The sequence below is a fragment of the Spiribacter halobius genome (assembly GCF_020883455.1).
Lineage (GTDB): Bacteria > Pseudomonadota > Gammaproteobacteria > Nitrococcales > Nitrococcaceae > Sediminicurvatus > Sediminicurvatus halobius.
This window is the reverse complement of record NZ_CP086615.1, coordinates 1106826-1130734: the sequence shown is the minus strand read 5'-3', so window position 1 is coordinate 1130734 and position 23909 is coordinate 1106826. Positions and strand designations below refer to the sequence as shown.

Sequence of the window (23909 nt, the reverse complement as noted above, 5' to 3'; positions counted from 1 at the left end):
CGGGACAGCGGGATGGGAACAACCGCAAAGACGCCAAGGGCGCGAAGGAAATCGGAAGGTTGGAATAGGGTTGATAGCGCGGGATTAAACACAACGACACCACGAGCACAACGGTACACAACGTTTTGAATCCTTCATTCCCGCGTTGTGTATCGTTGTGTCCGTTGTGTCGTTGTGTTCAACGACCCGCCCCTCCCACCTTCGCGCCCTTGGCGTCTTTGCGGTTGTTCCCATCCCGCGGTTCAGGCAGAAGCGTCGCGATGATTTCCTCGGCGAGCTCGGTGACCTGCTCGCGGGGGACGGCGCGCTGGGCGTAGCTGCGCAGGCCGATGATCTGCATCTGCAGCTGGCGGGCGCGGCGGGTGGGGTCGACGTGGTCGGGGAGCTCGCCGGCGGCACGGGCGGCGGCGAACGCCCGCTCGAACTCCGACTCCATCGCCGCCAGGAAGGCATCCGCCTCGCGGCGGGCCGCCGCATCGCCCTCGCCGAGCTCGAGCACGGTCTTCACGAGCAGGCAGGCCGGCGGCGCAGCGCCGTCCCGGCAGCCGGCTGCCAGCTCACGGACATAGGCGCGCAGCCCGGCGAGGGGCGACGGCGCCCCTCCCAGGGTCTCCCGCAGGCGCGCCAGGCCGCGCTCCGCATAGCTTGCCAGCGCTTCCCGGAAAAGCCCCTCCTTGCTGCCGAAGCTGGCATAGATGCTCCCCGGGCGCATGTCCAGCGCCTGCTCCAGCGCCTTCAGCGACGTCGCGTGATAGCCGCGCCGCCAGAACAGCTGCATCGCGCGGTCCACGGCCTCGCCGCGAACCTGCCGGGGGCCCCTTGCCATGGCGTGCTCCCGCTCGCCTGAGTGATTGCTCAATCATAACTTGAGTGATCGCTCAACGCCATGTAGGCTTCGTAATTGAGCATTCACTCAAGAGGAGATCCGTCATGGCCGAGTTCAACCTGCACGACAAGACCACCGCCCCCGCGGGCAGCCGCCCCCTGCTGGCGGCCTCGGAGAAGGGCTACGGCATGATCCCGAACCTGCATGCCGTGATGGCCGAGTCGCCTCAGGTGCTCAAGGCCTACCAGGACCTGCACGGCCTGTTCCAGGAGACGAGCCTCGGCACCGTGGAGCAGAACGTGGTGTGGCTGACCATTAACGTGGAACACCACTGCCACTACTGCGTGCCGGCGCACACCGTGATCGCCCAGGGCGCTGACGTCCCGGAAGACGTGATCGAGGCACTGCGCAACGGGCAGCCGCTGGCGGACGAACGCCTGGAGGCGCTGCGCCGCTTTACCCTGAAGCTCGTCCGCGAGCGCGGCCGCGTCAGCGACGAGGACATCGCCGCGTTCAAGGCCGCCGGCTACACGGACCGCCACGTGCTCGAGGTCATCCTCGGCATCGCCCAGAAGGTGATGAGCAACTACATCAACGCCATCGCCGAGACGCCCCTGGACGAGCCCTTCGAGAAGCACGCCTGGCAGCCGGCGGCGTAGCTGCAGTCATCCTCGAACCTGATTACGTGCGTGCCTCAGCCTCAGCTGCGGCAACACCGCCCGCGGAAGATGGCAGAGGCGTCGGTAGGGTGGCGTGGGGCGGGAGCGGCCGGGACCATAGGCGAGAGGGATCTCGCCTACGAGCCTCCAGGGACGGATTCACGGCGTGTCCCGGGCGCTCCCGCCCCGCGTCACCCCCGGCACGGCCTCAAGATCGCTCACGGCACCGTGGATACGCGCCCGGAAGGTACGGCTTGGAAAGAGATGCGTAATCAGGTTGCCGAATACAGGGCCGGCATTAACCACAACGACACAACGGGCACAACGGGTGCACAACGTGAGGGCAAGAGATTCTCGCCGTTGTGAAACTTTGTGCCCGTTGTGTCGTTGTGTTGAGTAATCGGCCTGAAGCTCTCATCCGCTCACAGGTACACGTGGTATCCCGGGCGGTTGTCGCGCCGCCGAGGCGTCTCCTCGGCGTGCTACCGTCAATGGCGGTAACTGGCGCGGGAGGACGCGGACGATGATCATGCGATGGCTGCGGCGCCTGTCGGGCGGCGCCGGTGAGGCCGACGAGCCCCGAATCGGCGGCAGTGAGGACTACGCCGGTTTCCGCCTGGAGGCGATGCCGCGCAAGGATGCCCAGGGCTGGCGCATCGCCGGGCGCATTGCGCGGGAGCGCGACGGCGAATGGGAGACCGTGGAATTCGTGCGCGCGGACGTTCAGGGAGACTGGGAAGACGCGGTGGCCATGAGCCTGCTAAAGGCGCGGCGGCTGGTGGACGAGCAGGGCCAGGACCTGTTCACGGGCAAGGGCTGAGCCCCCGGGCACACCCGCGCCCGGGGGCGTGCGGTCAGACCATGTACTGGCCGCCGTTGATGGACAGCGTGGAGCCGGTGATGAAGCCGGCCTCGTCGCTCGCAAGGTAGCGCACCGCCTGGGCGATCTCCTCGGCCTGGCCGAGCCGCCCCACCGGGATCTGGCCCACGATCTTGTCCAGCACTTCCTGGGGCACCGCGGCCACCATGTCCGTCTCGCAGTAACCCGGCGCAACGACGTTCGCGGTAATGCCCTTGCGGGCGTTCTCCTGGGCGATGGACTTGGTGAAGCCGATCAGCCCGGCCTTGGCCGCGGCGTAGTTGGCCTGCCCCATCTGGCCCTTCTGGCCGTTGATCGAGGAGATCTGGATCAGCCGGCCGAAGCCGCGCTCGCGCATGCCGTTGATTACTACCCGACACATATTGAACGCCGAGCTCAGATTGGTGCGGATCACGGCCTCCCAGGCATCCGGCGCCATCTTGTGCAGAGTGCCGTCGCGCGTTATGCCGGCGTTGTTGACGAGCACGTCGATCGGGCCGATCCGCTCCTCGACCCGGGCCACGCCCTTCTCGCAGGCCTCGTAGTCGGCCACGTCCCACTTCTCGGCGTGAATCCCGGTCTCCTGGGTGAATTTCGCCGCGGCGTCGTCATTGCCCGCGTAGGTAACCACCACGTTATGGCCCGCGGCTTTCAGCTCCTTCGCGATCGCGGCTCCCAGACCCCGGGTGCCGCCGGTGACCAATGCGTTTCTCGCCATCTTGTTGTCTCCTCCTGTGTCGAGCGTTCGCGTTGCCATTCCATGGTGAGGGCTGGCCGGCGCTGGGCCAAGCCGCGGACCCGTTTTCCCTGACTCCCGTCAAGCATAGACGCTAGCCCGCATATCTCACCGATTCGCGAAGCGAGGGCGTGGAGATATGCGGGCTAGGAGTCGCGCCGCCTTTGCCCGCCCCGCGTTCAGAGCGGCTTGAGCCGCGCCTCGATGCTGCGGCGCTGCGCCTCCAGAAACGGCGGCAACGAGAGCTTCTCGCCGAGACGCTCCGGCGGCTCGTCCACGGCGAACCCGGGCCCCTCGGTCGCGATCTCGAACAGAATGCCGTTGGGCTCCCGGAAATAGAGACTGCGGAAGTAGAACCGGTCCACCGGACCGCTGTTCGGTACCCGGGCGGCACGCAGATGGGCGGCCCAGGCATCGTAGTCGCCGTCGGCGATGCGGAAGGCAAGGTGGTGGGCACCGCCAGCGCCGGGGCGTGCCGGTGACAGCCCGGGCTCCTCGCGCAGGTGCAGCTCGGCGTGCGCGCCGCCCTGCCCCATGCGATAGAGCCGCAGGGTGCCCACCTCGCCGGCGGGCAGTGCCTCCTCGGCCACCTGCTCCATGCCGAGGACCTGCGTCAGGAGGGCATGGGTCGGCGCCGCCTCGGGCACGCTGAGCGCTGCCGGGCCCAGGCCGCGGATCTGGTGCTCTGCCGGAATCGGGCTTCCGGACCAGGGGTGGGCCTCGCCCTCGCCGCCGTCATCCACCAGCGCGAGACGCTGCCCCTCGGGGTCCTCGAAATCCAGCACGCGACGCCCGCCGCGAGTCTCGATTTCGCCATGCACCACGCCCATCCGCTCCAGCCACTCCCGCCACCAGCTCAGGGACGCCTCTCCCGCCACCCGGAAGCCGGTTCGGACGATGCTATGGGTGCCGCGACGCTCCAGCGGCACGGCAAAATCGAAGAAGGTGATGTCCGAGCCGGGGCTCGCGACGCCGTCGCCGTAGAAGAGATGGTAGGCGGTGGTGTCGTCCTGATTGACCGTTTTCTTCACCAGGCGCAGGCCGAGTGTGCGGGTATAGAACTCGACATTGGCCGATGGGTCGGCGGTGACCGCCGTGAGGTGATGCATGCCCTGTAACGTCATCGGACTCTCCGTGGCCGGTGGCGGGCCGCTGCCGGCCCGTCCGGGGTGAGGTAGTCGACCGTAGCAGCCGCCATCCGGTTCAGTGCCGCCCCGTCACGGTCCGGATTCCGTCGCCTCCGCCGCGGGCCCCGGCGGCAGCGTCGAGGTGCAGTGCGGGCATCGCGTCGCCGGCAGCGGGATGACCGAGCAGCAATAGGGGCAGGACCGGGTAGTGGGCGTTGCCGGTGCGGAGGGCTCCTCGTAGGCGGCCCGCAGCCGGTTCACCCCCTTCACCAGCAGGAATACCGCCAGGGCAACGATCAGGAAGCTGATTACCGCATTGGCAAACACGCCGTAGCCGATGGTCACCGCCCCAGCCTCGTTGGCCGCCGCCAGCGTGGCGTAGGGGCCCGCCGGCGTGCCCTCCTTGAGGGTCACGAACAGGTCGGTGAAGTCCACGCCACCCAGCAGCAGGCCAATGGGCGGCGTGATCACGTCCCGCACCAGACTCTGGACGATGGTCCCGAAGGCCCCGCCGATGATGATGCCGACGGCCATGTCCACCACGTTGCCGCGTACCGCGAAGGTACGGAATTCCTCGAGCATGCCTCTCATGACCTACCCTCCGTTGCCGAGCGCGCCGCTGGCGCGCCGCGGCGGTCGTTTCAATCCGGCGTCCGCGCGGGCACAATTCCGCATTCCATGCAGCCACCTCCGGGAGCGGAATGAAGCGGAGTGCCGAAGGCCGGGTGCAGCACCTGCAGCTTAACGGCGAGCGCGGCCTGCTGCGCGGCAGTCGCCGTGGCCTGGAGAAGGAGAGCCTGCGGGTCACCAGCGACGGCCATATCGCCCGCACGCCCCATCCCAAGGCCCTCGGCTCGGCGCTGACGCATCCCTCGATCACCACCGACTACTCGGAAGCGCTGCTCGAGTTCGTCACCCCGCCGTATTCCGACACCGCCGACCTGCTCGACTTCCTCGACGGCCTCCACCACTACACCTATCACCACATCGGCGACGAGCTGCTCTGGGCCACCAGCATGCCCTGCATCGTCGGCGGTGACAGCAGCATACCCATCGCCGAGTATGGATGCTCCAACGTCGGGCGCATGAAACACGTCTACCGGCGCGGCCTGGACTGGCGCTACGGTCGGGCGATGCAGGCCATCTCGGGGATCCACTTCAACTACTCCCTGAGCGAGGACTTCCTCGCTGCCGTGCAGGCCGCCGAGGGGGATCGCGGGGATTTCCGCACCTTCCGCTCAGAGCTCTACTTCCGGCTGATCCGCAACTTCCAGCGATTCGGCTGGCTCGTGCCGTTTCTGCACGGGGCCTCTCCCGCCATCTGCAAGTCGTTCACCGGCGGCCAGAATCTGCACTTCCAGGAGCTCGGCGCCCACACCTTCTACGAGCCCTGGGCCACGTCGCTGCGCATGAGCGACATCGGCTACAAGAACAAGGCGCAGGCGGCGCTCTCGATCTCCTACAACAATCTCGAAGAGTACGTCACCAGCCTGCGGCGGGCGATTACCACGCCGGATCCGGAGTACCAGCGCATCGGCACCCGCGTCGACGGCGAGTGGCGCCAGCTCAACACCAACGTGCTGCAGATCGAGAACGAGTACTACAGCTTCGTGCGCCCGAAGGCCGCGACCCGGTCCGGCGAGCAGCCGACGCTGGCCCTGCGACGGGCCGGCGTGGAGTACGTGGAGATCCGCGCCCTGGACCTGAATCCGTTCGAGCCCCTGGGCGTCAACGCCCGTCAGCTCGCCTTCATGGAGATCCTGCTGGTCTACTGCCTGCTGGAGGAGAGCCCGCCTATCGACGCCCGCGAACGCGGCTGGATCAACGCCAACCAGGGTCTGGTGGCGCGCCAGGGGCGCGACCCGCGGCTCACCCTGCATCGCGGTGACGGCGGCCGGGTGCGCCTGCTGGACTGGGCCGCTGAGCTCTTCGACGCCATGGCCGGCCCCGCGGAGCTGCTTGACGAGGTCCACGGCGACCATCGCTACCGGGACGTCCTCGCCGAATACCGCCGCTGTGCCGAGGATCCGGGGTGCACGCCCTCCGCCCGGGTGCTCGCCGAGATGCAGGACCGCGGCGAGGAATTCGTGCAGTTCGCCCTGCGCGTCTCCCGCGCCCACGCCGCCGCTTTTCGCCGCCGCGAGCTCCCCGAAGACCTCCGCCAGCGCCTCGCCGCGGAGGCGCGGGCGTCCCTGGAGGCCCAGCGGGAGATCGAGGCCGCAGACACCTTGCCCTTCGAGGCGTATCTCCAGCGCTACTTCGCCCAGGGCTGACCGGCCGCCCCGGCGGCTGGAACGACGCCTGTAGGAGCGGATAAGGCCCCGGTGCGGGCGTCGCGCGGCGCGACCGCCACCGGGGCCGCCACGAACCCGTTGCACGGTGAGGTTCAATCAGGAGCCTGTTCGCTGGTCTTGGACGCAACGTGTTGGGTGACCTGAGGGCCCCGACATGCAGGGCGTCCCGAACGCTTCCGGGACTATTACGTGCTTCCGGCCCGTAGCACCCGTAAAGCTAGCACTCCGACAACACCGCGCAACGCTGGCCGATCGGCGGGGGAGCCGCGCTCGGGAGCCGGACCGGCGGTGCCTTCAGAGGCTCTTCAGCCAGCTGAAGCACCAGCCGAGGATGGCGCCGAAGATGAGGTGCGCCAGCAGGGTGGTGAACATGACGGTGCCGCCGAAGCCGAGGGCGAAGAACCCGGAGCCGGCGAGCGGGAACACGGTGACCATCACCACCAGCCACGCGACCACCCCGAATATCATGCCCCGCCGGACCGGCGTGGCGCCCGGAATACGGCCGTGCAGCAGGGCGTAGAGCACGCCCCATATCACCGAGCCGACGAAGAAATGCACCCCCCAGCCCAGCAGCTCGCCCCCGGAGACGCCGAGGATGGTCTCCGCGCTCAGCGTCATCACCTCGATCGGGTCGAACCAGGTCATGAGGTTGGCTGCGAAGCGCAGGAGCATCAGCAGCGAGATGAACAGCGTGGCCACGAAGCCGGCGATCACGCCTCTGCTCAGGTCCAGCATGGCAGTCCTCCCGCAACCCCGGCCGATCCGGGCATGGCTGCTCCCAAGTCAACGTATGGACCAGGAAGGCACACCCTGCAAGCCCGGGACTCTGTGCCGCAGACTCCTGCCCGGCGGCGGCAGCCCCACCTCGCCCGGAGAATCCCCACGCCGCCAGGCGTCTGACCCGGCCGGCGACGAGCAGTACCGTTGCGCCCGCAGCGGAGCCGGCACACGCGCACTATACTTCCGCCAGGCCAGTAACCTGCCCGCAGCCGGGAGGGAGCACGATGCAGAAGCTCACTCGGCACTTTCTGATCAGTGACGATCTCGACGACCTCGAGCGTCTCGAGGAGGATCTGGAGCGCTCCGGAATCGTGTTCTCGCAGATCCATCTGCTCACCCTGGACGATGCCGAGGCGGCGAAGCACCCGCATCTGCACACGGTATCGGCGCTGATGAAGAAGGATCTGGTGCATTCGGGGCTGGTCGGCCTCGGCATCGGCATCGCCGCGGCGATACTCGTACTGCTGATCGCGGAGCTGGCGGGCTGGACGGATACGCCCGCCGGGCGTATCCCGTTCATCTTCCTCGCCATCATCCTGCTCGGGTTCTTCACCTGGGAGGGCGGCCTTTTGGGCATCGAGACACCGAACGTGCATTTTCGGGGCTTCGAGCAGGCCCTGGAGCGGGGCCGGCACGTATTCTTCGTGGATCTGGAGCCACGGCAGACGGCCCTGATGGACGAGGTGCTCAAGCGCCATCCCGCGGTGGAGCGAGCCGGCACGGGGCCGGCGGCACCCCACTGGATCGTTCGGGCGCAGTACCGTATCAAGCGCTTCTTCGTGGAGGTTTTCCCCTGATCGAGTCCCGCGGGCGGAGGGCTTCGCGGCGGCGGTCCTGCGGCACCCGGGCTGCCGGCGCTCACTGCAGGAAGAAGCGCAGGCGCGTGAACAGCGTGTAGTTCGCCTCCAGCGCCATCAGGGCCATCAGCACCAGCAGCACCCCGGGCGGGATCAGCACCGCGCAGATGATCGCGAGCCGCTCCCAGATCATGTGCATGAACACCGCGACGATCAGCCCTGCCTTCAGCAGCATGAACAGGGTGATCAGCGTCCACTTCAGCAGCCCCTCGAAGCCGGCGTAGTCCACCAGGTACGAGAAGACGCTGAGCACGAACAGCAGCCCCCAGATGATCAGATAGATGCGGATCGGATGCTGCTGCGCGTGTTCTGCCTGTTCGCTGGCCATGACCGTGCCTCCTACCACAGGTAGAAGAAGGCGAAGATGAAAACCCACACCAGATCCACGAAGTGCCAGTACAGGCCCAGGGTCTCCACCATCTCGTAGCGCCCGCGCCGACCGGTGAGGAAGCCCGGCCGCTGGTCGTCCAGGGCCCCGCGGGCGACCTTTACCGCCATGATCACGAGGAACAGCACCCCGAAGCTTACGTGGGTGCCGTGGAAGCCGGTGATCAGGAAGAACGCCGCGCCGAACTGCGGCGCCCCCCAGGGGTTGCCCCAGGGCCGCACGCCCTCGTGGATCAGCTTGGTCCACTCGAAGGCCTGCATGCCGACGAAGGTGGCGCCGAGCACGGCGGTGAGCACCAGCAGCATGGCCGTGGCGCGGCGGTTGCGCTCATAGCCGTACTTCACCGCCAGCGCCATGGTGCCGCTGCTGCTGATGAGCACGAAGGTCATGATGGCGATGAGCAGCAGCGGCACGTGCTCGCCGCCGACGGTGAGGGCGAACACCTCACTGGCGTTCGGCCAGGGCTCGGCGGTGGCGATGCGCACCGTCATGTAGCCCACGAGGAAGCAGGCGAACACGAAGGTGTCGCTGAGCAGGAAGATCCACATCATCGCCTTGCCCCAGGGCACGCCCTTGAAGGCCCGCTGGTCCGACGACCAGTCCGCGACGAGCCCCTTCAGGCCGGGCTCCAGCGTCGTGCCGTGAGGGTTGGGTCCAGCAGCCACCGCATCCTCCTCCGGGGCGTCCCGTCAGGTAGCGAGCAGCAGGGCGAAGAGGATCGCCCAGAGCAGCAGCAGGTAGTGCCAGTACAGGGCACAGAGGCCAACGCCCTCGGCGAGCTGCGTCGGCGTCGTCGTCCCCGCGCGGGCGCGCCGGAGCAGCCGCGCCCAGACCAGCAGCCCGCCGATCAGGTGCGCGGCATGCAGCGCCGTCAGGAACATGAAGAAGGCATTCGCCGGGTTGGCGGTGAGGTAGTAGCCGGCGTCAACGAGCTGGCGCCACGCGAGGAGCTGCCCGGCCACGAACAGGACGGTCAGTGCCCCTCCCACCGCCAGGCTGCGCTTCAGTTCACGGCCGCCGCCCCGGGCCGCCGAGCCCCAGGCCCGCTGCAGCGCCAGGCTCGCGAGCACGAGGCAGGCGCTGTTCACCCACAGCAGCCCGGGCTCGGGCAGCGCGCGCCAGTCCGCGCCGTGCTCCATCCGCATGAGGTAGGCGCTGATGGCCAGTGCGAACAGCGAGGTGACCACCGCCAGAAACACCGCGAGCCCAAGCCGGCCGGTGCGCAGCACGCGCTCGGGGGGCACCGCCTCCGCCGCCAGCGGTCCGGCGACCCATGGGCGCACGTTCACCGACTGGCTCACCAGCCAGCCCGCAAACCCGGCCATGAGCAGGGCGAGAAAGACCAGCGTGACGGTCATGGCCGGCCTCCCGCGGGCGTGTCGGGTGCCGTCCCGGCGGGCTCCACGCCCTCCGGCGGCACGTTCTGCGGGATGAAGTCCTCCTTCGCCCCGGGCACGCTGTAGTCGTAGGGCCAGCGGTAGACCACCGGCAGCTCGTCACCCCAGTTGCCGTGCCGCGGCGGCGTGTCCGGGGTCTGCCACTCGAGCGTCGTGGCCCGCCAGGGGTTGGGTCCTGCCTCGCGCCCATGGCGCAGGCTCCAGGCAAGGTTGAACAGGAACAGCAGCTGGGCCGCCGCCACGGTGATGGCGGCAACGGTAATGCCCGCGTTCAGGCCCTGCACCGAGTCGGAGATGAACGCCGTCTCGCCGTAGGCGTAGTAGCGCCGCGGCACGCCCTCGAGGCCGATGAAGTGCATCGGATAGTAGATGGCATAGGTGCCGAGGAAGGTGATCCAGAAGTGCACCTGCCCCAGGGTGTCGTTGAGCATGCGCCCGGTGATCTTCGGGTACCAGTGATAGATCGCCCCGAAGATCACCAGTATCGGCGCCACCGCCATCACCATGTGGAAGTGGCCGACCACGAAGTAGGTGTCCGAGAGCGGTACGTCCACGGTGACGTTACCGAGGAACAGCCCGCTCAGCCCGCCATTGACGAAGGTGAAGATGAAGCCGATGGCGAACAGCATGGGCACGGTCAGGCGGATGTTGCCATGCCAGAGGGTGAGCACCCAGTTGTAGACCTTGATCGCCGTCGGCACCGCGATGATCAGCGTGGTGGTGGCGAACAGGAAGCCGAAGCCCGGGCTCATGCCGCTCACATACATGTGATGCGCCCAGACCACGAAGCTCAGCGCACCGATGGCGATGATCGCCCAGACCATCATGCGGTAGCCGAAGATATTCCGCCGCGCGTGGGTGGCGATCAGGTCGGAGACGATGCCGAAGGCCGGCAGCGCGACGATGTACACCTCCGGGTGACCGAAGAACCAGAACAGGTGCTGGAAGAGCAGCGGGCTGCCGCCGGTGCTGTCCGAGGGCTCGCCCGCCACCAGCATCTCCGGCAGGAAGAAGCTCGTGCCGAGGCCGCGGTCCAGCAGCATCATGAGCGCGGCCACGAACAGCGCCGGGAAGGCGAGCAGCGCCAGCACCGTGGCCATGAAGATGCCCCAGATGGTCAGCGGCAGGCGCATCAGGGTCATGCCCCGCGCGCGCATCTGCAGCACCGTGACCACATAGTTCAGCCCGCCCATGGTGAAGCCGGCGATGAACACGGCGAGCGAGAGCAGCATCAGCACGATGCCCCAGTCCGTGCCCGGGCTCCCCGGCGTGATGGCCTGGGGCGGGTACAGCGTCCAGCCGGCGCCGGTGGGCCCGCCCGGCACGAAGAAGCTCGCCACCAGGATCAGCACCGCCAGCAGGTAGACCCAGAAGCTCAGCATGTTGAGGTAGGGGAAGGCCATGTCCCGGGCACCGCACATCAGCGGGATCAGGTAGTTGCCGAACCCGCCGAGGAACAGCGCGGTGAGCAGGTACACCACCATGATCATCCCGTGCATGGTGACGTACTGCAGATAGCTGCTCGGGTCGATGAGCGAGAACGTGTTCGGGAACCCCAGCTGCAGGCGCATCAGCAGCGACAGCACCAGCGCCACCAGGCCGATGGCCGTGGCCGTGAGGCCGTACTGGATCGCGATGACCTTGGCGTCCTGGCTCCAGATGTACTTCGTGACGAAGCTGTGCGGATGGACCAGCTCCATGTCCTCGGTTTCCGCCGGCGGCACGTGGGATACGGCATCGTGGGCCCGCTGCACCATCACTCGTCCCTCCCCCCGGCGGCTGCCACCTCGGTACCGGACCGCCGGGGTAGCGTGTTGATGTAGGCGACGACGTCCCGCACGGCCTCGTCATCCACCAGCATCCGCGCCATATGCGCCATCTGATTGCCATAGAAGTCCTCGGCGTGGGCGCCGCGGACATCCACCTTGAAGTGCTCCAGCTGACGGACCAGATACCAGTCGCTCATGCCGGCAAGTCGGGGCGCGTTGAAGGCGTGATGGCCCTGCCCGTCGGCACCGTGACAGGCCGCACAGGTGCGATACAGCCGCCGCCCGCGTTCCGGATCGCCGCTCACCGTCGGCTCGGGATCGGCCACGGGCAGGCTCTCGATGTAGGCCGCGAGATCCGCGATGGCGGCGCGGTCTTCGAGCTGTCGGGCGAAGGCGGTCATCTGCCCGCCGTAGGGGTCGTCCGGGTTCTGGCCGCGGATGCCGGCCCGGAAATTCTGCAGCTGGCGGCTCACATACCAGGCGTCCTGGCCGCCGAGGGCGGGCGCGTTTAGCTGCCGGTTGCCGCCCCCCTGCTCCCCGTGGCAGGCGACGCAGGTGGCGTAGTGCTCGCGCCCGGCCTGCAGGTCCGGCTCCGGGCGCGCCATCATCTCGCCCCAGGTGGGCTGCTCGGCGAGCCAGGCCTCGAACTCCGCCGGCTCCACCACTTCCACCATCCCACGCATGGCGAAGTGCGCGATGCCGCAGAGCTCGGCACAGAGGATCTCGAACTCCCCGGTGCGCGTGGGAGTGAGCCACACGTAGGACACGTGGCCCGGGACCAGATCCATCTTGGCGCGAAACTGCGCCACCTGGAAATTGTGGATGACGTCCTTCGAGCGCAGCAGCGCCTGCACCGGCTGGTCCACCGGCAGGCGCACGCGCGGGCTCTGCACGAGCACGTCGTCCCGGCCGCGGGGATCCTCCGGATCCATGCCGAACGGATTCTCCTCGCTGATCAGCCTCGTGCTCACGCGTCCGAGCTCCCCGTCCTCGCCCGGGAAGCGGAAACTCCAGTGCCACTGCTGCCCCACGACCTCGACCCGCTGCGCGTCCTCGGGCACGGCGATGAAGCGCTCCCAGACGAACAGCCCCGGCGCCAGCAGCGCGGCGATGCCCACGGTGGTGAGCCCGGTGAGCCAGGCCTCGAGCCGCTTGTTCTCCGGCTCGTAGAGCGCCCGCCGATCCCGCCGGTAGCGGTAGCGCACGATGGCGTAGACCAGAAAGAGGTTGACCGCAGCGAAGACGAGCCCCGTCACCACGAAGGTGATCTGGATGGTGGTATCCACCGCTGCCCAGTTGGAGGCGAGGGGCGTGAGGTGCCAGGGGCTCAGGAAGTAGAAGGCGATGGAGCCGAGGACCAGCAGCAGCAGGACAATGGCGAGGACCATGTCAGCGTCCTCCGCCACCATTGGCGCTGGCCACAAGCGTCCCTGGCGAAGCCGACCGACTGACTGGACGACTCGACTTCGCGCCGGGCCGGCGCCGCGATACGCCGGCAACAACAGGAATGCGGGCCAGCACCGTCATGCCCACGCTCCCGGGCCATGTGGCCCCGGCTACGGACGGCGGCTACACCACCGCTCCCCGGAGCCTGCGCCGGAGAACGTTCCCCGCCCCCGGGCCCAGGCTCCTGGCAGACAGTGTAGCAAAGGCGCCATCGGGCGCCGGCGCCCCGGGGGAGCCGTAGGCGTCCACCGTCAATCAGACCGCGCGGACATCCGCCGCCATTGCGCGCACTGTGGCGTGAGACTCGGATGACGACCGCATCGCGCCCATCGGCGCGCCGTCCAGCCCCTTCACGGGCCGGGCACCCAACCCCACGGAGCACTCATGACGAACGAAAACAGCCTTCCAAAGCGCTGGGAGGCCTTCCGGCCCAGCAAGCCCCAGTGGTTCTGGTCCATGGCCGGCACGGCCGCCGCTACCGTGGTCCTCGGGTTCACGCTCGGCGGCTGGGTTACCGGCGGTACCGCTGCGGAGATGACGCAGCGGGCGGCCGACGACGCCCGGGACACCCTGCTCGCCAGTGTCTGCGTGGAGCGCTTCACCAGCGCCGACAACCTGGCCGCCCGGCTCACCGAGCTGGAGGCCGAGACCAGCTGGAAGCGCCATCGCCTGATCGCCGATCAGGGCTGGCTCGCCGTGGACGGCACGGACATCCAGCTGAGCGGCGCCGCCCGACTCTGCGCCGACCGGCTGGCCGCCCTGGAGATCCCCGAGGCGCCGGCGGCGGAACGCCCGACCAGCCAGCCGCCGAGCGACGACTCGGCGCTCGAGGGCTGATTCCGGGCCGCCCCCTCACCGGTGCCCACGCGGCGCCGGGCGGGCCCGTCGGGTCAGGCCCTGATCTGCCACGACGCAGGGGCACGCGCCTCGTCCTCGCCCTCTGACACCTGCTGCCACGCCTCCCGCACCGCCGCGCGCAGGGCCGCGATGCCAGGCTCCGCGGCCCGATCCGCCCGGTAAACGAGGCCCAGCGGTATCTCCCAGGCCGGCGCCAGCAGCTTCAGGCCACCGTCGTCCGCCGCTTCCTGCGCATAGCGCTCCTCCAGCAGGCCGAACCCCATCCCGGCGCGCACCAGCGCACGAATGCTCTCCTCGCCGTCCACACGATTGATGATGTTGGCGTCGGCGGCGCTTGCACCGAGAATCTCCGGCATGAGCCGGCGAAACGGACAGCCGGCCACGCCGGGCCAGATCCAGGGGAGCGCGGCACGCTCGGCCGGATCGTCCGGAAAGTGCTCGATCGGGTAACCCGCCGGCGCCGCAATGCGCAGGCGCCGCTGCCCGAGCGGCTCCCGGGCGAGCGCCGGCTCCTCCACCGCCCCGTAGGCAAAGCCCGCGTCCAGGCGCCCGGCCGCGACGTCGGCGATGATCCGCTCGCTCATGCTCGACTCCAGATGGATCACCAGCGGCGGGGTGCCCCGGGCGCCGACGGTCATGATGCGGCCGACGTGGAGGTGCTCGGGCGGTGCATTGAGGCCGAGGGAGATGCTGCGCGTGGCGTTGTCCCCGGTGAGGGTGGCGGCCGCGTCTGCCAGCTCCCGGGCCGCGGCCAGGACGCGGCGGGCCGCCGGCAGCAGGTGCTCGCCAGCCTCGGTCAGCCGCATGCCGCTGTGGCCGCGCTCGAAGAGCACGACCCCGAGCCTCGCCTCCAGCTGCTGCAGATGGGCGGTTACCGCGGAGGGCGTGCTGTGCCGGCGCGCCGCCGCCCGGGTGAGATTGCCCTCTTCGGCCACCAGCAGGAACGACCGCAGCTGATTGAAGTTGAGATTCATCCTTCAGATTCCCTGAACGCTTTGCTCACCGATTGTCGATGGCCCTGCCTCCCCCTCCCTCGGAAGAATAGCCCACGCAGGCAACGACGGAGGGCGCCGCCATGATCACGAAGAGCGAACACTGCGTTCAGCGGATACAAACGCCGAAGAGGCAGGGCGACAGCGGGCGGATGCGGCGGGCCCTGGGGTGGCTTCGTGCCGGCCTGGCCCGCCGCCGCACCCGCGCCCGCCTGCGAGCCGACCTCACGCGCCTGGACGCCCACCTGCTGCGGGACATCGGCGTGCGGCGGGAGGACCTCGTACGGGAGGCCTATCGGCCCTTCTGGCGGGAGTGACGAGGACACCGGCGTGGGGCCAGGGCCTCGGCGCGGCGGTACGGCTTAGCGCCGTGCACTGGCAGCCTGGCCGCGGCGGTCTATGCTGCTGGCGAGGGGACGCGGCGCACGGGACCCGGCATGACGCAGCGCGGCACGGAGGCATTCGCCGACATTCTCGACGGGCTCTACGCGAGTGCCATCGAAGGCCGACCGTGGGCCATGGACGCCATCCGTGGGTGGGTCGGCACCGACTGCGCGAATGTCTGTCTGATCAATGCCGACAACGTGGTCTATGGCGGGGCCTGCTCGGCTCTGACGGCAAGCGACCGGGTCACGTACCTGGAGCAGTGGGCCGCTGACGATGCCCCTGCCCGCGCCATGCTCGAGCACCCGCGGCGGGTCTGCACCGACACGCAGGCCCTGCCGCGTCGGTCGCTGGAGGCGACCGACGCCTTTCAGGGGTTTTACGAGCCCCTTGGCATCGCGCATCAGGGCCTCGCCAAGGCGTCCCTGCCCGGGGGCCGCCTGGTTGGCATCAGCGTGCAGAACGGCTGGCGGGCGGGTCCGATCCCGCCCGCGGCGCTGGAGCGAGCCGCCCGGCTGACCGCCCATCTGCGCCGCGCCGTGCACCTGGCCAACACACTGGCGCTGGCGCGCGGGCGGGTGGCAGCGTCGGATCAGCTGCTCGCGCAGTGGCGTGTGGGACTGCTCCGTTGCCGGCCGGACGGCCGGGTGCTGGACATGCAGGGTGCGGTAGAGGCGCTGTTGCGAGCCTCGGGGCCGGCGCTGAGACTCGAGGCCGGCCGCCTGCGGCTGGGCGAGCGGGGAGCGAACCGTCGGCTCGCCGAACTGCTAAGCGACCCGCATCGCCGGGCCGGTTCCCGTGGCGACAGCCTGACCCTGGCCTCGGTGCAGGGCGGTCAGGCCCTGGAACTGACGATCCTCGCCGACGGCGCGGACGCTGACGCCGAGGCGCGGCTGGTGATGATCCGCGACGCCTCCGGCCCCGACCGCGTCGACCTCGACCACCTGCGCCAGCGACTGGCCCTGACCCGCGTCGAGGCCGAGGTACTCGGCCACCTGATGATGGGGCGCGACGTGGCAGCCATCGCCGAGATGCGCGGGTGCACGCTGGCGACGATCCGCTCCTACCTGAAGACGCTGCGCCGCAAGCTGGCCTGCTCGAGCCAGGCGCAGCTGGTGGCGCTTGGCTGGCGCAGCATCGGGTTCTGCCCCAGCGCGCGCTGAGCCGGTTGACGGTCGCGCGCCCCGGGGATTCGGCGCGGGGGTGCGCCTCCCACAGGCGTCACCGGGTCCTGGCACCGGATCGGAGCCGGTCGGAGCGGCGCCCTCGCCGCGAACGGCCTCCGCGAGCAGGATCCGGTCAGAAGAACCCCAGCTGCAGCCTGGCGGCCTCGCTCATTCGCTCCTGGGTCCAGGGCGGATCCCAGGTGAGCTCCACCTCCGCGGCGTTGACGCCCGCTACCTGCTCCACGGCGGCCTTCACCATGCCGGGCATCTGGCCGGCCACCGGGCAGGCGGGGGAGGTGAGGGTCATGGTGACGTCGACGAAGCCGTCCTCGTCGATCTCGAGGCCGTAGATCAGGCCGAGCTCGTAGATATCGACGGGGATCTCGGGGTCGTAGACGCAGCGCAGGGCCGCGACGATCTCCCCGCGCAGGCGCTCGACATCGGCCGTGGCGCTCATGGCCGCACTACTCCGTGCTGACGCTCTCGCGCTCCTCAAGGGCCGCCTGCAGCGTATGCCAGGCGAGCGTGGCGCATTTGACGCGCATGGGATAGTCGCGCACGCCGGCCAGGACGCCGATCTTGCCCAGAGAGGGGTCGGGCTGGGCGTCGTCGTCGGTGACCAGATGATGGAAGCGGTCGAAGGTCTCCCGGGCCTCGTCCACGGTATGCCCCTTGAGCATCTCCGTCATGATCGAGGCGGAGGCCGTGGAGATGGCGCAGCCATCGCCCTGGAAGCCGATGTCCTCGATGCGGCCGGCGTCGTCCAGCCGCAGCTGGATGGTGACCTTGTCCCCGCAGAGCGGGTTGTAGCCGTCCGCCTCGTGGGAGTGCGGCTCCACCGGGTGGAAGTTCCGCGGCCGCTTGTTGTGATCCAGGATGACCTCCTGGTAGAGCTCGCGCAGATCGGACATGGCTAGCCGAAGAACTCCTTCACGCGATGCAGGGCACGGACCAGGGCGTCCACGTCGTCGCGGTCATTGTACAGGCCGAAGGAGGCGCGCGCCGTGGCCGCCACGCCGTAGCGCTCCATCAGCGGCTGCGTGCAGTGGTGCCCCGCGCGAATGGCCACGCCCTCCATGTCGAGGATGGTGCCGATGTCGTGCGGATGCGCGCCCTTGAGCACGAAGGAGATCACCCCGGCCTTCTCCGGCGCGGTGCCGATCACCCGCAGCCCCTCGATCTCGGCCAGCCGCTCGTCGGCATACGCGAGCAGCTCCTGCTCGTGGGCGGCGATACGCTCCCGGCCGACACTCTCGATGTACTCGAGGCCCACGCCGAGGGCGATGGTGCCGGCGATGTTGGGCGTGCCCGCCTCGAAGCGCTGGGGCGGTGCCGCGTACTCCGTGCCCTCGAAGCGCACCGTGCGGATCATGTCGCCGCCGCCCTGGTAGGGGGGCATGGCCGAGAGATGCTCGAACCGGCCCCAGAGCACGCCGGCGCCGGAGGGCCCGTAGGTCTTGTGCCCGGAAAAGGCGTAGAAATCGCAGCCCATGGCCTGCACGTCCACCGGGATGTGCGGCGCCGACTGGGCACCGTCCACCAGCACCGGGACGCCCGCCTCATGGGCAAGGCGGGTCATATCGGTGACCGGGTTGATCGTGCCGAGGGTATTGGAGACGTGCACCACGGCGACCATCTTCGTACGCGGCCCGAGCAGGCGCCGGTACTCGTCCAGGTCCACCTCGCCCCGATCGGTCACCGGCACCACCACCAGCTTCGCACCGGTGGCCTCGGTGACCAGCTGCCAGGGGACGATGTTGGAGTGGTGCTCCATGCCGGTGATGAGCACCTCGTCCCCGGGCTGCAGGCGCGGCCGGGCGAAGGACTGGGCCACCAGGTTGATGCCCTCGGTGGTACCGCGGGTGAACACCACCTCGCGCTCATCCGGGGCGTTGAGGAAGCGCTGCACCGTCTTGCGCACGCCCTCGTAGGCCTGGGTCGAGCGCTGGGAGAGCGCGTATACGCCGCGGTGGATGTTGGCGTAGTACTCCTCGTAGCAGCGCCGCTCGGCGTCGATCACCGCCTGCGGTTTCTGCGCGCTGGCGGCGCTGTCGAGGAAGGCCAGACGCTGGCCGTTCATGGGCCGCGCCAGGACCGGGAAGTCCTCGCGCAGCCGGGCGACCTCGAGGGCGCCGCCGGCCGTGGTCACATCCACCGGGCGTGTGCTCATAGGATGTCTCCGATGCTCGCATCCTCCACCGCGAGCCGCTCCATCAGCACGCGGCGGACGTGGTCACGCACCCCGGGCACCTTGAACATGTCCACGATCTCGCCGGCGAAGGCCAGCGTCAGCATACCCTTGGCGCCGCGGGCGCCGATGCCGCGGGTGCGCAGGTAGAACAACGCCTGCTCGTCCAGCTCCCCCACCGTGGAGCCGTGGGTGCAGCGGACATCATCGGCGAAGATCTCGAGACGCGGGTTGGAGTGGGCGAGCGCCATCTTCCCCAGCACCAGGTTGCGGTTCTCCTGCTCCGCATCGGTCTTCTGGGCGCCCTCGAAGACCTTCACCAGACCGTCGAACACGGTCTCCGAGCGGCCCTGCAGGATGCCCTTGAAGCGCTGGCGGCTGTAGCAGTGCTCGGCACGGTGGTTGAACCAGTTGTGGTAGTCCTGGAACTGCTTGCCGTCGGTGAGATAGATGCCGTTGCAGTCGATCTCGCCGCCGGGGCCTTCCAGATCCGCCGTCAGGTCCAGCCGCGCGATGCAGGCGCCGGTGCCGACGAAGGCGCCGCGCACGGAGGTGTTGCGCGCCGCGGCGAGGTTGACCGTGCCGATGTTCATCGACGCGATGCCGTCCTCCTGCAGGCGGCTGTAGTCGAGCACTGCGTCCTCGTCGGCGGCGAGCTCGCTCACCGGGCAGATCAGCGTGCCGGCCTGATCGTCGCCGATGTAGCGCTCCACGACACGCACCTCGGCACCCGGCTCCACGCGCACCGCGAGCCGCGGATACACCGCGCGGCGGTCGGCGTCGGGGGTGGTGACGTGGACCACGATCACCGGCTTCTCCACCAGCGCCCCGCGGGCGGCATGGACAAAGGCGCCGTCGACGAAGAAGGCCGTGTTCAGCGCCGCGAAGGGATGCCCGTCGATGTCCGCGCGGGCGCCCAGCAGCTCCGCCAGCCGCTGCGGGGCGGCGTCACTGTAGGCGCTGATCGGCGTGACCGTGAGCCCGGCGGGCAGGTCGTCCAGATCCGACAGGCCGGCGTCGAAGTGCCCGTCCACGAACACCAGGCGATAGCCCTCGCCGACGTCACCGAGGCGCTCCGCCAGCGCCTGGGGCACCGTGCCGGCGGCCTCCACGGCGCGGAAGTGGTCGTCCGTGACCGGGCGCAGCTTCATCTTGCGCCAGGCCTCTTCCCGGGGACCCGGAAATCCGCGGGCCTCGAAGGCGTCGATGCCGCGCCGGTGCAGGGCACTCAGCCACTGGGGACCCGCGGCGCCGCGCCCCTCGAACTCCTCGAGATAGACGCTCTTGGTTTCTGCCAGTGCTTCCATCTGCCGATCCCCCTCAGGCCGCGGCCTCTTCGTAGCCCTCGTAGCCCTTGCGCTCGAGCTCCTCGGCCAGGGTCTTGTCACCGGTCTGCACGATGCGGCCGTCCACCAGCACGTGCACCACGTCCGGCACGATGTAGTTCAGCAGCCGCTGATAGTGGGTGATGACCAGGAAACCGCGCTCCGGGCCACGCATGTTGTTGACGCCGTCGGCCACGATGCGCAGCGCGTCGATGTCCAGGCCGGAGTCGGTCTCGTCGAGGATCGCCAGCTTCGGCTCCAGCACCGAGAGGTGGAAGATCTCGTTGCGCTTCTTCTCGCCGCCGGAGAAGCCCTCGTTGACCGGGCGCTGCAGCAGGGTCTCGTCGAGCTTGACGGTCTTCGCCCGCTCCTTGACCAGCTGCAGGAACTCCATCGCATCCATCTCGTCCTTGCCGTGATGCTTGCGGATGGCGTTCACCGCCGCCTTGAGGAAGTAGGTGTTGGAGACACCCGGGATCTCCACCGGGTACTGGAAGCCGAGGAACACGCCGACCCGGGCGCGCACCTCCGGGTCCATCTCCAGCAGGTCCTCGCCCTCGAAGAGCACCTGCCCCTCGGTCACCTCGTAGGCCTCGTCGCCCACCAGGACCTTGGCGAGCGTGCTCTTGCCGGAGCCGTTCGGCCCCATGATGGCGTGCACCTGCCCGGTGTCCATGCTGAGGTCGATGCCCTTCAGGATCTCGGTGCCCTCCACCGAGACGTGCAGATTGCGAATCTCCAGCAGTGCCATGCTGCCTCCCTGGGTCTGAAAGTCGTTGTCTGTTGAACCGCGCGGGACCGGCGGGCGCTCAGCCCACCGAGTCCTCGAGGGTGATCTCCAGCAGCTTCTGCGCCTCCACGGCGAACTCCATCGGCAGCTCGCGGAAGACCTCCTTGCAGAAGCCGTTGACGATCAGCGAGACCGCATCCTCCGCGGAGATGCCGCGGGAGGTGCAGTAGAGGATCTGGTCCTCGCCGATCTTCGAGGTGGTGGCCTCGTGCTCCAGCTGCGCGGTGGTGTTCTGCACGTCCAGGTAGGGGAACGTGTGCGCGCCGCAGGTGGAGCTCATGAGCATGGAGTCGCACTGCGAGTAGTTGCGCGCGTTGTCCGCCGTCGGCGCGATGCGCACTAGCCCCCGGTACACCTGCTGGCCCTCGCCGGCAGAGATGCCCTTGGAGACGATGGTGCTCTTCGTGTTCTTGCCCATGTGGATCATCTTCGTGCCCGTGTCCGCCTGCTGGCGGTGGCGGGTCACGGCGACGGAATAGAACTCGCCGGTGGAGTTGTCGCCCTTGAGCACGCAGCTCGGATACTTCCAGGTGATGGCGGAGCCGGTCTCCACCTGGGTCCAGGAGATCTTCGAGTTCTTACCGGCGCAGAGGCCACGCTTGGTGACGAAGTTGTAGACGCCGCCCTTGCCGTACTCGTCACCCGGGTACCAGTTCTGCACCGTGGAGTACTTGATCTGGGCATCGTCGAGGGCCACCAGCTCCACCACCGCGGCGTGCAGCTGGTTCTCGTCGCGCATCGGCGCCGTGCAGCCCTCCAGATAGGAGACGTAGCTGCCCTCCTCGGCGATGATCAGGGTGCGCTCGAACTGCCCGGTGTTGGCCGCGTTGATGCGGAAGTACGTGGAGAGCTCCATCGGGCAGCGCACGCCCTTGGGGATGTAGACGAAGGAGCCGTCGGTGAATACCGCCGAGTTGAGGGCGGCGAAGTAGTTGTCACCCTTCGGCACCACCGTGCCCAGGTACTTCTGCACCAGCTCCGGGTACTCCTGCACCGCCTCGGAGATGGCACAGAAGATGATGCCCTTCTCCTTGAGCTTCTCCTTGTAGGAGGTCGCCACGGAGACCGAGTCGAACACCGCGTCCACGGCCACGCCGGCGAGCATCTCCTGCTCGTGCAGGGGGATGCCCAGTCGGTCGTAGGTCTCCTTGATCTTCGGGTCGATCTCGTCGAGGCTCTGCGGCCGGTCCTCGTCGCGCTTCGGCGCTGCGAAGTAGGAGATCGCCTGGAAGTCGATGGGGTCGTAGTGGACGTACTGCCAGTCCGGCTCCTTCATCTCGAGCCAGCCGCGATACGCCTCCAGCCGCCACTCCAGCAGCCATTCCGGCTCGCCCTTCTTGGCGGAGATGAAGCGGATGGTGTCCTCGCTGAGGCCCGGCGGCGCCCGGTCCTCCTCGATATCGGTGATGAAGCCCGCCTCGTACTTGCGGTTGGTGAGCTCCTCGATGGTCTCAGTGCTCGCGGACATGACGCACTCCGGTGAACTCCAGGGGATGAACGTTGCTGTCGATCTCCGCGCCGTTGCTGTCGGCGGCGGACATCTCGGCAAGGCTGATGCGGGACAGGGCGTCCTGCACCACGCCGTTGATCCGGTTCCAGACGGCGCTCACGTTGCAGTGACTGCCGTACTGGCAGGCATCGGGGCCGTCCTCGACGCAGTCGGTCAGGGCAATGGGCCCCTCCAGCACGCCGATGATCTCGGCGACGCTGATCGCCTCCGGGGAGCGGGCCAGGCCGTAGCCGCCCTTGGCTCCGCGGTAGGAGACCAGCAACCCGGCCCGGGCGAGATGCTTGAGGATCTTGCTCACCATCGGCTGTGGCAGCCCCCGCTCCTCGGCCAGTCGCGCCGCGTTGTAGCGCTGCTCCGGGGCCCGGGCCATGAGCGTGAGCACGCCGATGCCGTAGTCGGTTTCGCGGTTGATCCTGATCATCGGCGGCAGTGTACCTCAAACTGGACTGCTTTGGTACGTTTTAAACTAGCGCGCATCCGGTGAGACGTCCAGGGCGGGGTCGAGTTCCTTGTGAGGCCGTGGGCACGGGGTCGCGAGCGTGGGGCGGGGTCGCCGAGCGTGGGGATTAAACACAACGACACAACGGGCACAACGATTCACAACGCGAGAGAGGGATAAGCATTAAGGACGCGAAGGGCGCAGAGGCGAAAGTGAGTCCGATTAACGCAGAACGGTGGTTCACGCAGCCATCAAAGCGCCTCGCCTATTACGTCTCTGCGGAACTTCTTGAATTCTCTACTCGTTGTGAATCGTTGTGCCCGTTGTGTCGTTGTGTTTATCGCCGGCGCGCGCTCGCTTCACAGCCCCGGCCAAACAGGAACAGGCGAGGATCAGCCGCGCAGGTCCTCGGCGGCGGCGCCGGGGTCTTCCTCGCCGGCCACCGAGGAAAGCGCATCGTCGTCCCAGGGCTGACCGGCGGCCAGGGCGCGGGGGCGCTCGCCGCTGACCTGGCGCGCGAGGTCGGTGATGCGGTCCCAGTCCCCCGCGGCCAGGGCCGAGGCCGGGGCGAGCCAGCTGCCGCCGACGCAGAGGACGTTGGGCAGGCTCAGGTAGTCGAGGAAATTCTGGGGCCGAACGCCGCCCGTCGGGCAGAAGCGCACGTCCGGGAACGGGCCGCGCAGGGCGCGCAGGGCGGCCGTGCCGCCATTGGCCTCCGCCGGAAAGAACTTGAGATGCCGCAGCCCGGCCTCGCCGGCGAGGATGATTTCCGAGGCCGTGGCAATGCCCGGCAGCAGTCCCAGGCCGGCGGCCTCGGCGGCGGCGAGCAGGCGCTCCGTGACGCCGGGGCTCACCAGGAAGCTGGCCCCCGCGTCCGCCGCCTCCCGGCAATGGCCGACCCGGGTCACCGTGCCGACGCCCACCAGCGCCTCCGGCACCTCGCGCCGGATGGCGGCCACCGCCTCCAGCGCGGCCCCGGTGCGCAGTGTCACCTCCAGCACCGGCAGTCCGCCCGCCACCAGCGCGCGGGCAAGCGGCACCGCCTGCGCCCGGTCCTCGATCTCCAGCACCGGAATAACCGGCGCCCGGCCCATGACCTCGGCAATTGTCGGCGTCATA

26 protein-coding genes are annotated in these 23909 nt (G+C 68.8%); 7 read left to right on the top strand and 19 right to left on the bottom strand.

The window, feature by feature from the left end:
* Positions 1-178 precede the first annotated feature (178 nt).
* A complete protein-coding gene (locus tag LMH63_RS05195; RefSeq protein ID WP_109676781.1) occupies positions 179-826 on the bottom strand; it encodes a TetR/AcrR family transcriptional regulator in 648 nt (215 codons plus the stop codon).
* A 104-nt stretch (positions 827-930) separates the two neighbouring features.
* On the opposite strand from LMH63_RS05195, the gene LMH63_RS05190 reads away from it, so the two are divergent.
* Positions 931-1485, top strand: coding sequence for a carboxymuconolactone decarboxylase family protein (locus LMH63_RS05190; protein WP_109676783.1), 555 nt, complete (start codon positions 931-933; stop codon positions 1483-1485).
* A gap of 523 nt (positions 1486-2008) precedes the next feature.
* Complete coding sequence (locus LMH63_RS05185) at positions 2009-2305, top strand: HlyU family transcriptional regulator (RefSeq protein WP_109676785.1); 297 nt, start codon at positions 2009-2011, stop codon at positions 2303-2305.
* 34 nt (positions 2306-2339) lie between these two features.
* Here the strand turns inward: LMH63_RS05185 and phbB are convergent, their stop codons facing one another.
* From phbB to mscL, 3 genes are all read right to left on the bottom strand, one after another.
* Positions 2340-3062, bottom strand: a complete 723-nt coding sequence (gene phbB, locus LMH63_RS05180; protein ID WP_109676787.1) for an acetoacetyl-CoA reductase — start codon at positions 3060-3062, stop codon at positions 2340-2342.
* A gap of 197 nt (positions 3063-3259) precedes the next feature.
* Positions 3260-4204: a ring-cleaving dioxygenase gene (locus tag LMH63_RS05175; protein ID WP_109676789.1), complete on the bottom strand. Its 945-nt coding sequence runs from the start codon at positions 4202-4204 to the stop codon at positions 3260-3262.
* Between the two features lie 93 nt (positions 4205-4297).
* Positions 4298-4798, bottom strand: a complete 501-nt coding sequence (gene mscL / locus LMH63_RS05170; RefSeq protein WP_199225600.1) for a large-conductance mechanosensitive channel protein MscL — start codon at positions 4796-4798, stop codon at positions 4298-4300.
* 110 nt (positions 4799-4908) lie between these two features.
* Between mscL and gshA the strand changes: the two genes are divergently transcribed.
* Positions 4909-6480, top strand: a complete 1572-nt coding sequence (gene gshA / locus LMH63_RS05165; RefSeq protein ID WP_109676793.1) for a glutamate--cysteine ligase — start codon at positions 4909-4911, stop codon at positions 6478-6480.
* Positions 6481-6795: 315 nt separating this feature from the next.
* On the opposite strand, the gene LMH63_RS05160 is transcribed toward gshA, so the two are convergent.
* Positions 6796-7236 carry a DUF6789 family protein gene (locus tag LMH63_RS05160; protein WP_109676795.1) on the bottom strand — a complete coding sequence of 147 codons (441 nt, stop codon included), beginning with the start codon at positions 7234-7236 and terminating at the stop codon, positions 6796-6798.
* A gap of 269 nt (positions 7237-7505) precedes the next feature.
* Here LMH63_RS05160 and LMH63_RS05155 point away from each other — a divergent pair, with 269 nt between their 5' ends.
* Positions 7506-8078 (top strand): NAD/FAD-utilizing enzyme, encoded by a 573-nt coding sequence (locus LMH63_RS05155; RefSeq protein ID WP_109676797.1) that lies wholly within the window; start codon positions 7506-7508, stop codon positions 8076-8078.
* A 61-nt stretch (positions 8079-8139) separates the two neighbouring features.
* Here LMH63_RS05155 and LMH63_RS05150 read toward each other — a convergent pair whose 3' ends face one another.
* The 5 genes from LMH63_RS05150 to LMH63_RS05130 are packed head-to-tail and all read right to left on the bottom strand — an operon-like array spanning position 8140 to position 13080.
* The gene (locus LMH63_RS05150; protein ID WP_109676800.1) at positions 8140-8466 is read right to left on the bottom strand and encodes a cytochrome C oxidase subunit IV family protein; all 327 of its coding nucleotides are present in this window, start codon (positions 8464-8466) and stop codon (positions 8140-8142) included.
* Positions 8467-8477: 11 nt separating this feature from the next.
* Positions 8478-9191 (bottom strand): heme-copper oxidase subunit III family protein, encoded by a 714-nt coding sequence (locus LMH63_RS05145; RefSeq protein ID WP_229332733.1) that lies wholly within the window; start codon positions 9189-9191, stop codon positions 8478-8480.
* A gap of 24 nt (positions 9192-9215) precedes the next feature.
* Positions 9216-9884, bottom strand: a complete 669-nt coding sequence (locus tag LMH63_RS05140) for a cytochrome c oxidase subunit 3 (RefSeq protein ID WP_109676802.1) — start codon at positions 9882-9884, stop codon at positions 9216-9218.
* Positions 9881-11680 carry a cytochrome c oxidase subunit I gene (ctaD, locus tag LMH63_RS05135; RefSeq protein ID WP_109676804.1) on the bottom strand — a complete coding sequence of 600 codons (1800 nt, stop codon included), beginning with the start codon at positions 11678-11680 and terminating at the stop codon, positions 9881-9883. Before ctaD ends, LMH63_RS05140 begins: the two co-directional genes overlap by 4 nt.
* Positions 11680-13080, bottom strand: a complete 1401-nt coding sequence (locus tag LMH63_RS05130; RefSeq protein ID WP_109676806.1) for a c-type cytochrome — start codon at positions 13078-13080, stop codon at positions 11680-11682. The genes ctaD and LMH63_RS05130 overlap by 1 nt, the downstream gene beginning before the upstream one ends.
* 442 nt (positions 13081-13522) lie before the next feature.
* On the opposite strand from LMH63_RS05130, the gene LMH63_RS05125 reads away from it, so the two are divergent.
* Positions 13523-13975 (top strand): hypothetical protein, encoded by a 453-nt coding sequence (locus LMH63_RS05125; protein WP_109676808.1) that lies wholly within the window; start codon positions 13523-13525, stop codon positions 13973-13975.
* A gap of 53 nt (positions 13976-14028) precedes the next feature.
* Here LMH63_RS05125 and LMH63_RS05120 read toward each other — a convergent pair whose 3' ends face one another.
* On the bottom strand, positions 14029-14970 hold the full coding sequence (locus tag LMH63_RS05120) for a LysR family transcriptional regulator (RefSeq protein ID WP_109676810.1): 942 nt from the start codon (positions 14968-14970) through the stop codon (positions 14029-14031).
* A gap of 101 nt (positions 14971-15071) precedes the next feature.
* On the opposite strand from LMH63_RS05120, the gene LMH63_RS05115 reads away from it, so the two are divergent.
* Positions 15072-15305, top strand: a complete 234-nt coding sequence (locus LMH63_RS05115; protein ID WP_199225601.1) for a DUF1127 domain-containing protein — start codon at positions 15072-15074, stop codon at positions 15303-15305.
* A gap of 120 nt (positions 15306-15425) precedes the next feature.
* Positions 15426-16535, top strand: coding sequence for a helix-turn-helix transcriptional regulator (locus LMH63_RS05110; protein WP_109676814.1), 1110 nt, complete (start codon positions 15426-15428; stop codon positions 16533-16535).
* Positions 16536-16671: 136 nt separating this feature from the next.
* On the opposite strand, the gene LMH63_RS05105 is transcribed toward LMH63_RS05110, so the two are convergent.
* From LMH63_RS05105 to eda, 8 genes are all read right to left on the bottom strand, one after another.
* The gene (locus LMH63_RS05105) at positions 16672-16995 is read right to left on the bottom strand and encodes an SUF system Fe-S cluster assembly protein (protein WP_109676816.1); all 324 of its coding nucleotides are present in this window, start codon (positions 16993-16995) and stop codon (positions 16672-16674) included.
* 7 nt (positions 16996-17002) lie between these two features.
* Positions 17003-17449, bottom strand: coding sequence for a Fe-S cluster assembly sulfur transfer protein SufU (gene sufU, locus LMH63_RS05100; protein WP_109676818.1), 447 nt, complete (start codon positions 17447-17449; stop codon positions 17003-17005).
* A gap of 2 nt (positions 17450-17451) precedes the next feature.
* A complete protein-coding gene (locus LMH63_RS05095; protein ID WP_109676820.1) occupies positions 17452-18708 on the bottom strand; it encodes an aminotransferase class V-fold PLP-dependent enzyme in 1257 nt (418 codons plus the stop codon).
* The gene (gene sufD, locus LMH63_RS05090) at positions 18705-20033 is read right to left on the bottom strand and encodes a Fe-S cluster assembly protein SufD (protein ID WP_109676822.1); all 1329 of its coding nucleotides are present in this window, start codon (positions 20031-20033) and stop codon (positions 18705-18707) included. The genes LMH63_RS05095 and sufD overlap by 4 nt, the downstream gene beginning before the upstream one ends.
* 13 nt (positions 20034-20046) lie before the next feature.
* The gene (gene sufC / locus LMH63_RS05085; RefSeq protein WP_109676824.1) at positions 20047-20802 is read right to left on the bottom strand and encodes a Fe-S cluster assembly ATPase SufC; all 756 of its coding nucleotides are present in this window, start codon (positions 20800-20802) and stop codon (positions 20047-20049) included.
* A gap of 58 nt (positions 20803-20860) precedes the next feature.
* The gene (gene sufB / locus LMH63_RS05080; protein WP_109676826.1) at positions 20861-22309 is read right to left on the bottom strand and encodes a Fe-S cluster assembly protein SufB; all 1449 of its coding nucleotides are present in this window, start codon (positions 22307-22309) and stop codon (positions 20861-20863) included.
* A complete protein-coding gene (locus LMH63_RS05075; protein ID WP_109676828.1) occupies positions 22293-22772 on the bottom strand; it encodes an SUF system Fe-S cluster assembly regulator in 480 nt (159 codons plus the stop codon). The genes sufB and LMH63_RS05075 overlap by 17 nt, the downstream gene beginning before the upstream one ends.
* Before the next feature lie 410 nt (positions 22773-23182).
* A complete protein-coding gene (eda, locus tag LMH63_RS05070) occupies positions 23183-23908 on the bottom strand; it encodes a bifunctional 4-hydroxy-2-oxoglutarate aldolase/2-dehydro-3-deoxy-phosphogluconate aldolase (protein WP_109676830.1) in 726 nt (241 codons plus the stop codon).
* Position 23909: the final 1 nt, after the last annotated feature.

What these genes read in the sequence shown, in the direction of transcription:
- LMH63_RS05195 (WP_109676781.1), bottom strand. Translation starts at nt 826, where the DNA reads ATGGCAAGGGGCCCCCGGCAGGTTCGCGGCGAGGCCGTGGACCGCGCG.
- LMH63_RS05190 (WP_109676783.1), top strand. Translation starts at nt 931, where the DNA reads ATGGCCGAGTTCAACCTGCACGACAAGACCACCGCCCCCGCGGGCAGC.
- LMH63_RS05185 (WP_109676785.1), top strand. Translation starts at nt 2,009, where the DNA reads ATGATCATGCGATGGCTGCGGCGCCTGTCGGGCGGCGCCGGTGAGGCC.
- phbB (WP_109676787.1), bottom strand. Translation starts at nt 3,062, where the DNA reads ATGGCGAGAAACGCATTGGTCACCGGCGGCACCCGGGGTCTGGGAGCC.
- LMH63_RS05175 (WP_109676789.1), bottom strand. Translation starts at nt 4,204, where the DNA reads ATGACGTTACAGGGCATGCATCACCTCACGGCGGTCACCGCCGACCCA.
- mscL (WP_199225600.1), bottom strand. Translation starts at nt 4,798, where the DNA reads ATGAGAGGCATGCTCGAGGAATTCCGTACCTTCGCGGTACGCGGCAAC.
- gshA (WP_109676793.1), top strand. Translation starts at nt 4,909, where the DNA reads ATGAAGCGGAGTGCCGAAGGCCGGGTGCAGCACCTGCAGCTTAACGGC.
- LMH63_RS05160 (WP_109676795.1), bottom strand. Translation starts at nt 7,236, where the DNA reads ATGCTGGACCTGAGCAGAGGCGTGATCGCCGGCTTCGTGGCCACGCTG.
- LMH63_RS05155 (WP_109676797.1), top strand. Translation starts at nt 7,506, where the DNA reads ATGCAGAAGCTCACTCGGCACTTTCTGATCAGTGACGATCTCGACGAC.
- LMH63_RS05150 (WP_109676800.1), bottom strand. Translation starts at nt 8,466, where the DNA reads ATGGCCAGCGAACAGGCAGAACACGCGCAGCAGCATCCGATCCGCATC.
- LMH63_RS05140 (WP_109676802.1), bottom strand. Translation starts at nt 9,884, where the DNA reads ATGACCGTCACGCTGGTCTTTCTCGCCCTGCTCATGGCCGGGTTTGCG.
- ctaD (WP_109676804.1), bottom strand. Translation starts at nt 11,680, where the DNA reads ATGGTGCAGCGGGCCCACGATGCCGTATCCCACGTGCCGCCGGCGGAA.
- LMH63_RS05130 (WP_109676806.1), bottom strand. Translation starts at nt 13,080, where the DNA reads ATGGTCCTCGCCATTGTCCTGCTGCTGCTGGTCCTCGGCTCCATCGCC.
- LMH63_RS05125 (WP_109676808.1), top strand. Translation starts at nt 13,523, where the DNA reads ATGACGAACGAAAACAGCCTTCCAAAGCGCTGGGAGGCCTTCCGGCCC.
- LMH63_RS05120 (WP_109676810.1), bottom strand. Translation starts at nt 14,970, where the DNA reads ATGAATCTCAACTTCAATCAGCTGCGGTCGTTCCTGCTGGTGGCCGAA.
- LMH63_RS05115 (WP_199225601.1), top strand. Translation starts at nt 15,072, where the DNA reads ATGATCACGAAGAGCGAACACTGCGTTCAGCGGATACAAACGCCGAAG.
- LMH63_RS05110 (WP_109676814.1), top strand. Translation starts at nt 15,426, where the DNA reads ATGACGCAGCGCGGCACGGAGGCATTCGCCGACATTCTCGACGGGCTC.
- LMH63_RS05105 (WP_109676816.1), bottom strand. Translation starts at nt 16,995, where the DNA reads ATGAGCGCCACGGCCGATGTCGAGCGCCTGCGCGGGGAGATCGTCGCG.
- sufU (WP_109676818.1), bottom strand. Translation starts at nt 17,449, where the DNA reads ATGTCCGATCTGCGCGAGCTCTACCAGGAGGTCATCCTGGATCACAAC.
- LMH63_RS05095 (WP_109676820.1), bottom strand. Translation starts at nt 18,708, where the DNA reads ATGAGCACACGCCCGGTGGATGTGACCACGGCCGGCGGCGCCCTCGAG.
- sufD (WP_109676822.1), bottom strand. Translation starts at nt 20,033, where the DNA reads ATGGAAGCACTGGCAGAAACCAAGAGCGTCTATCTCGAGGAGTTCGAG.
- sufC (WP_109676824.1), bottom strand. Translation starts at nt 20,802, where the DNA reads ATGGCACTGCTGGAGATTCGCAATCTGCACGTCTCGGTGGAGGGCACC.
- sufB (WP_109676826.1), bottom strand. Translation starts at nt 22,309, where the DNA reads ATGTCCGCGAGCACTGAGACCATCGAGGAGCTCACCAACCGCAAGTAC.
- LMH63_RS05075 (WP_109676828.1), bottom strand. Translation starts at nt 22,772, where the DNA reads ATGATCAGGATCAACCGCGAAACCGACTACGGCATCGGCGTGCTCACG.
- eda (WP_109676830.1), bottom strand. Translation starts at nt 23,908, where the DNA reads ATGACGCCGACAATTGCCGAGGTCATGGGCCGGGCGCCGGTTATTCCG.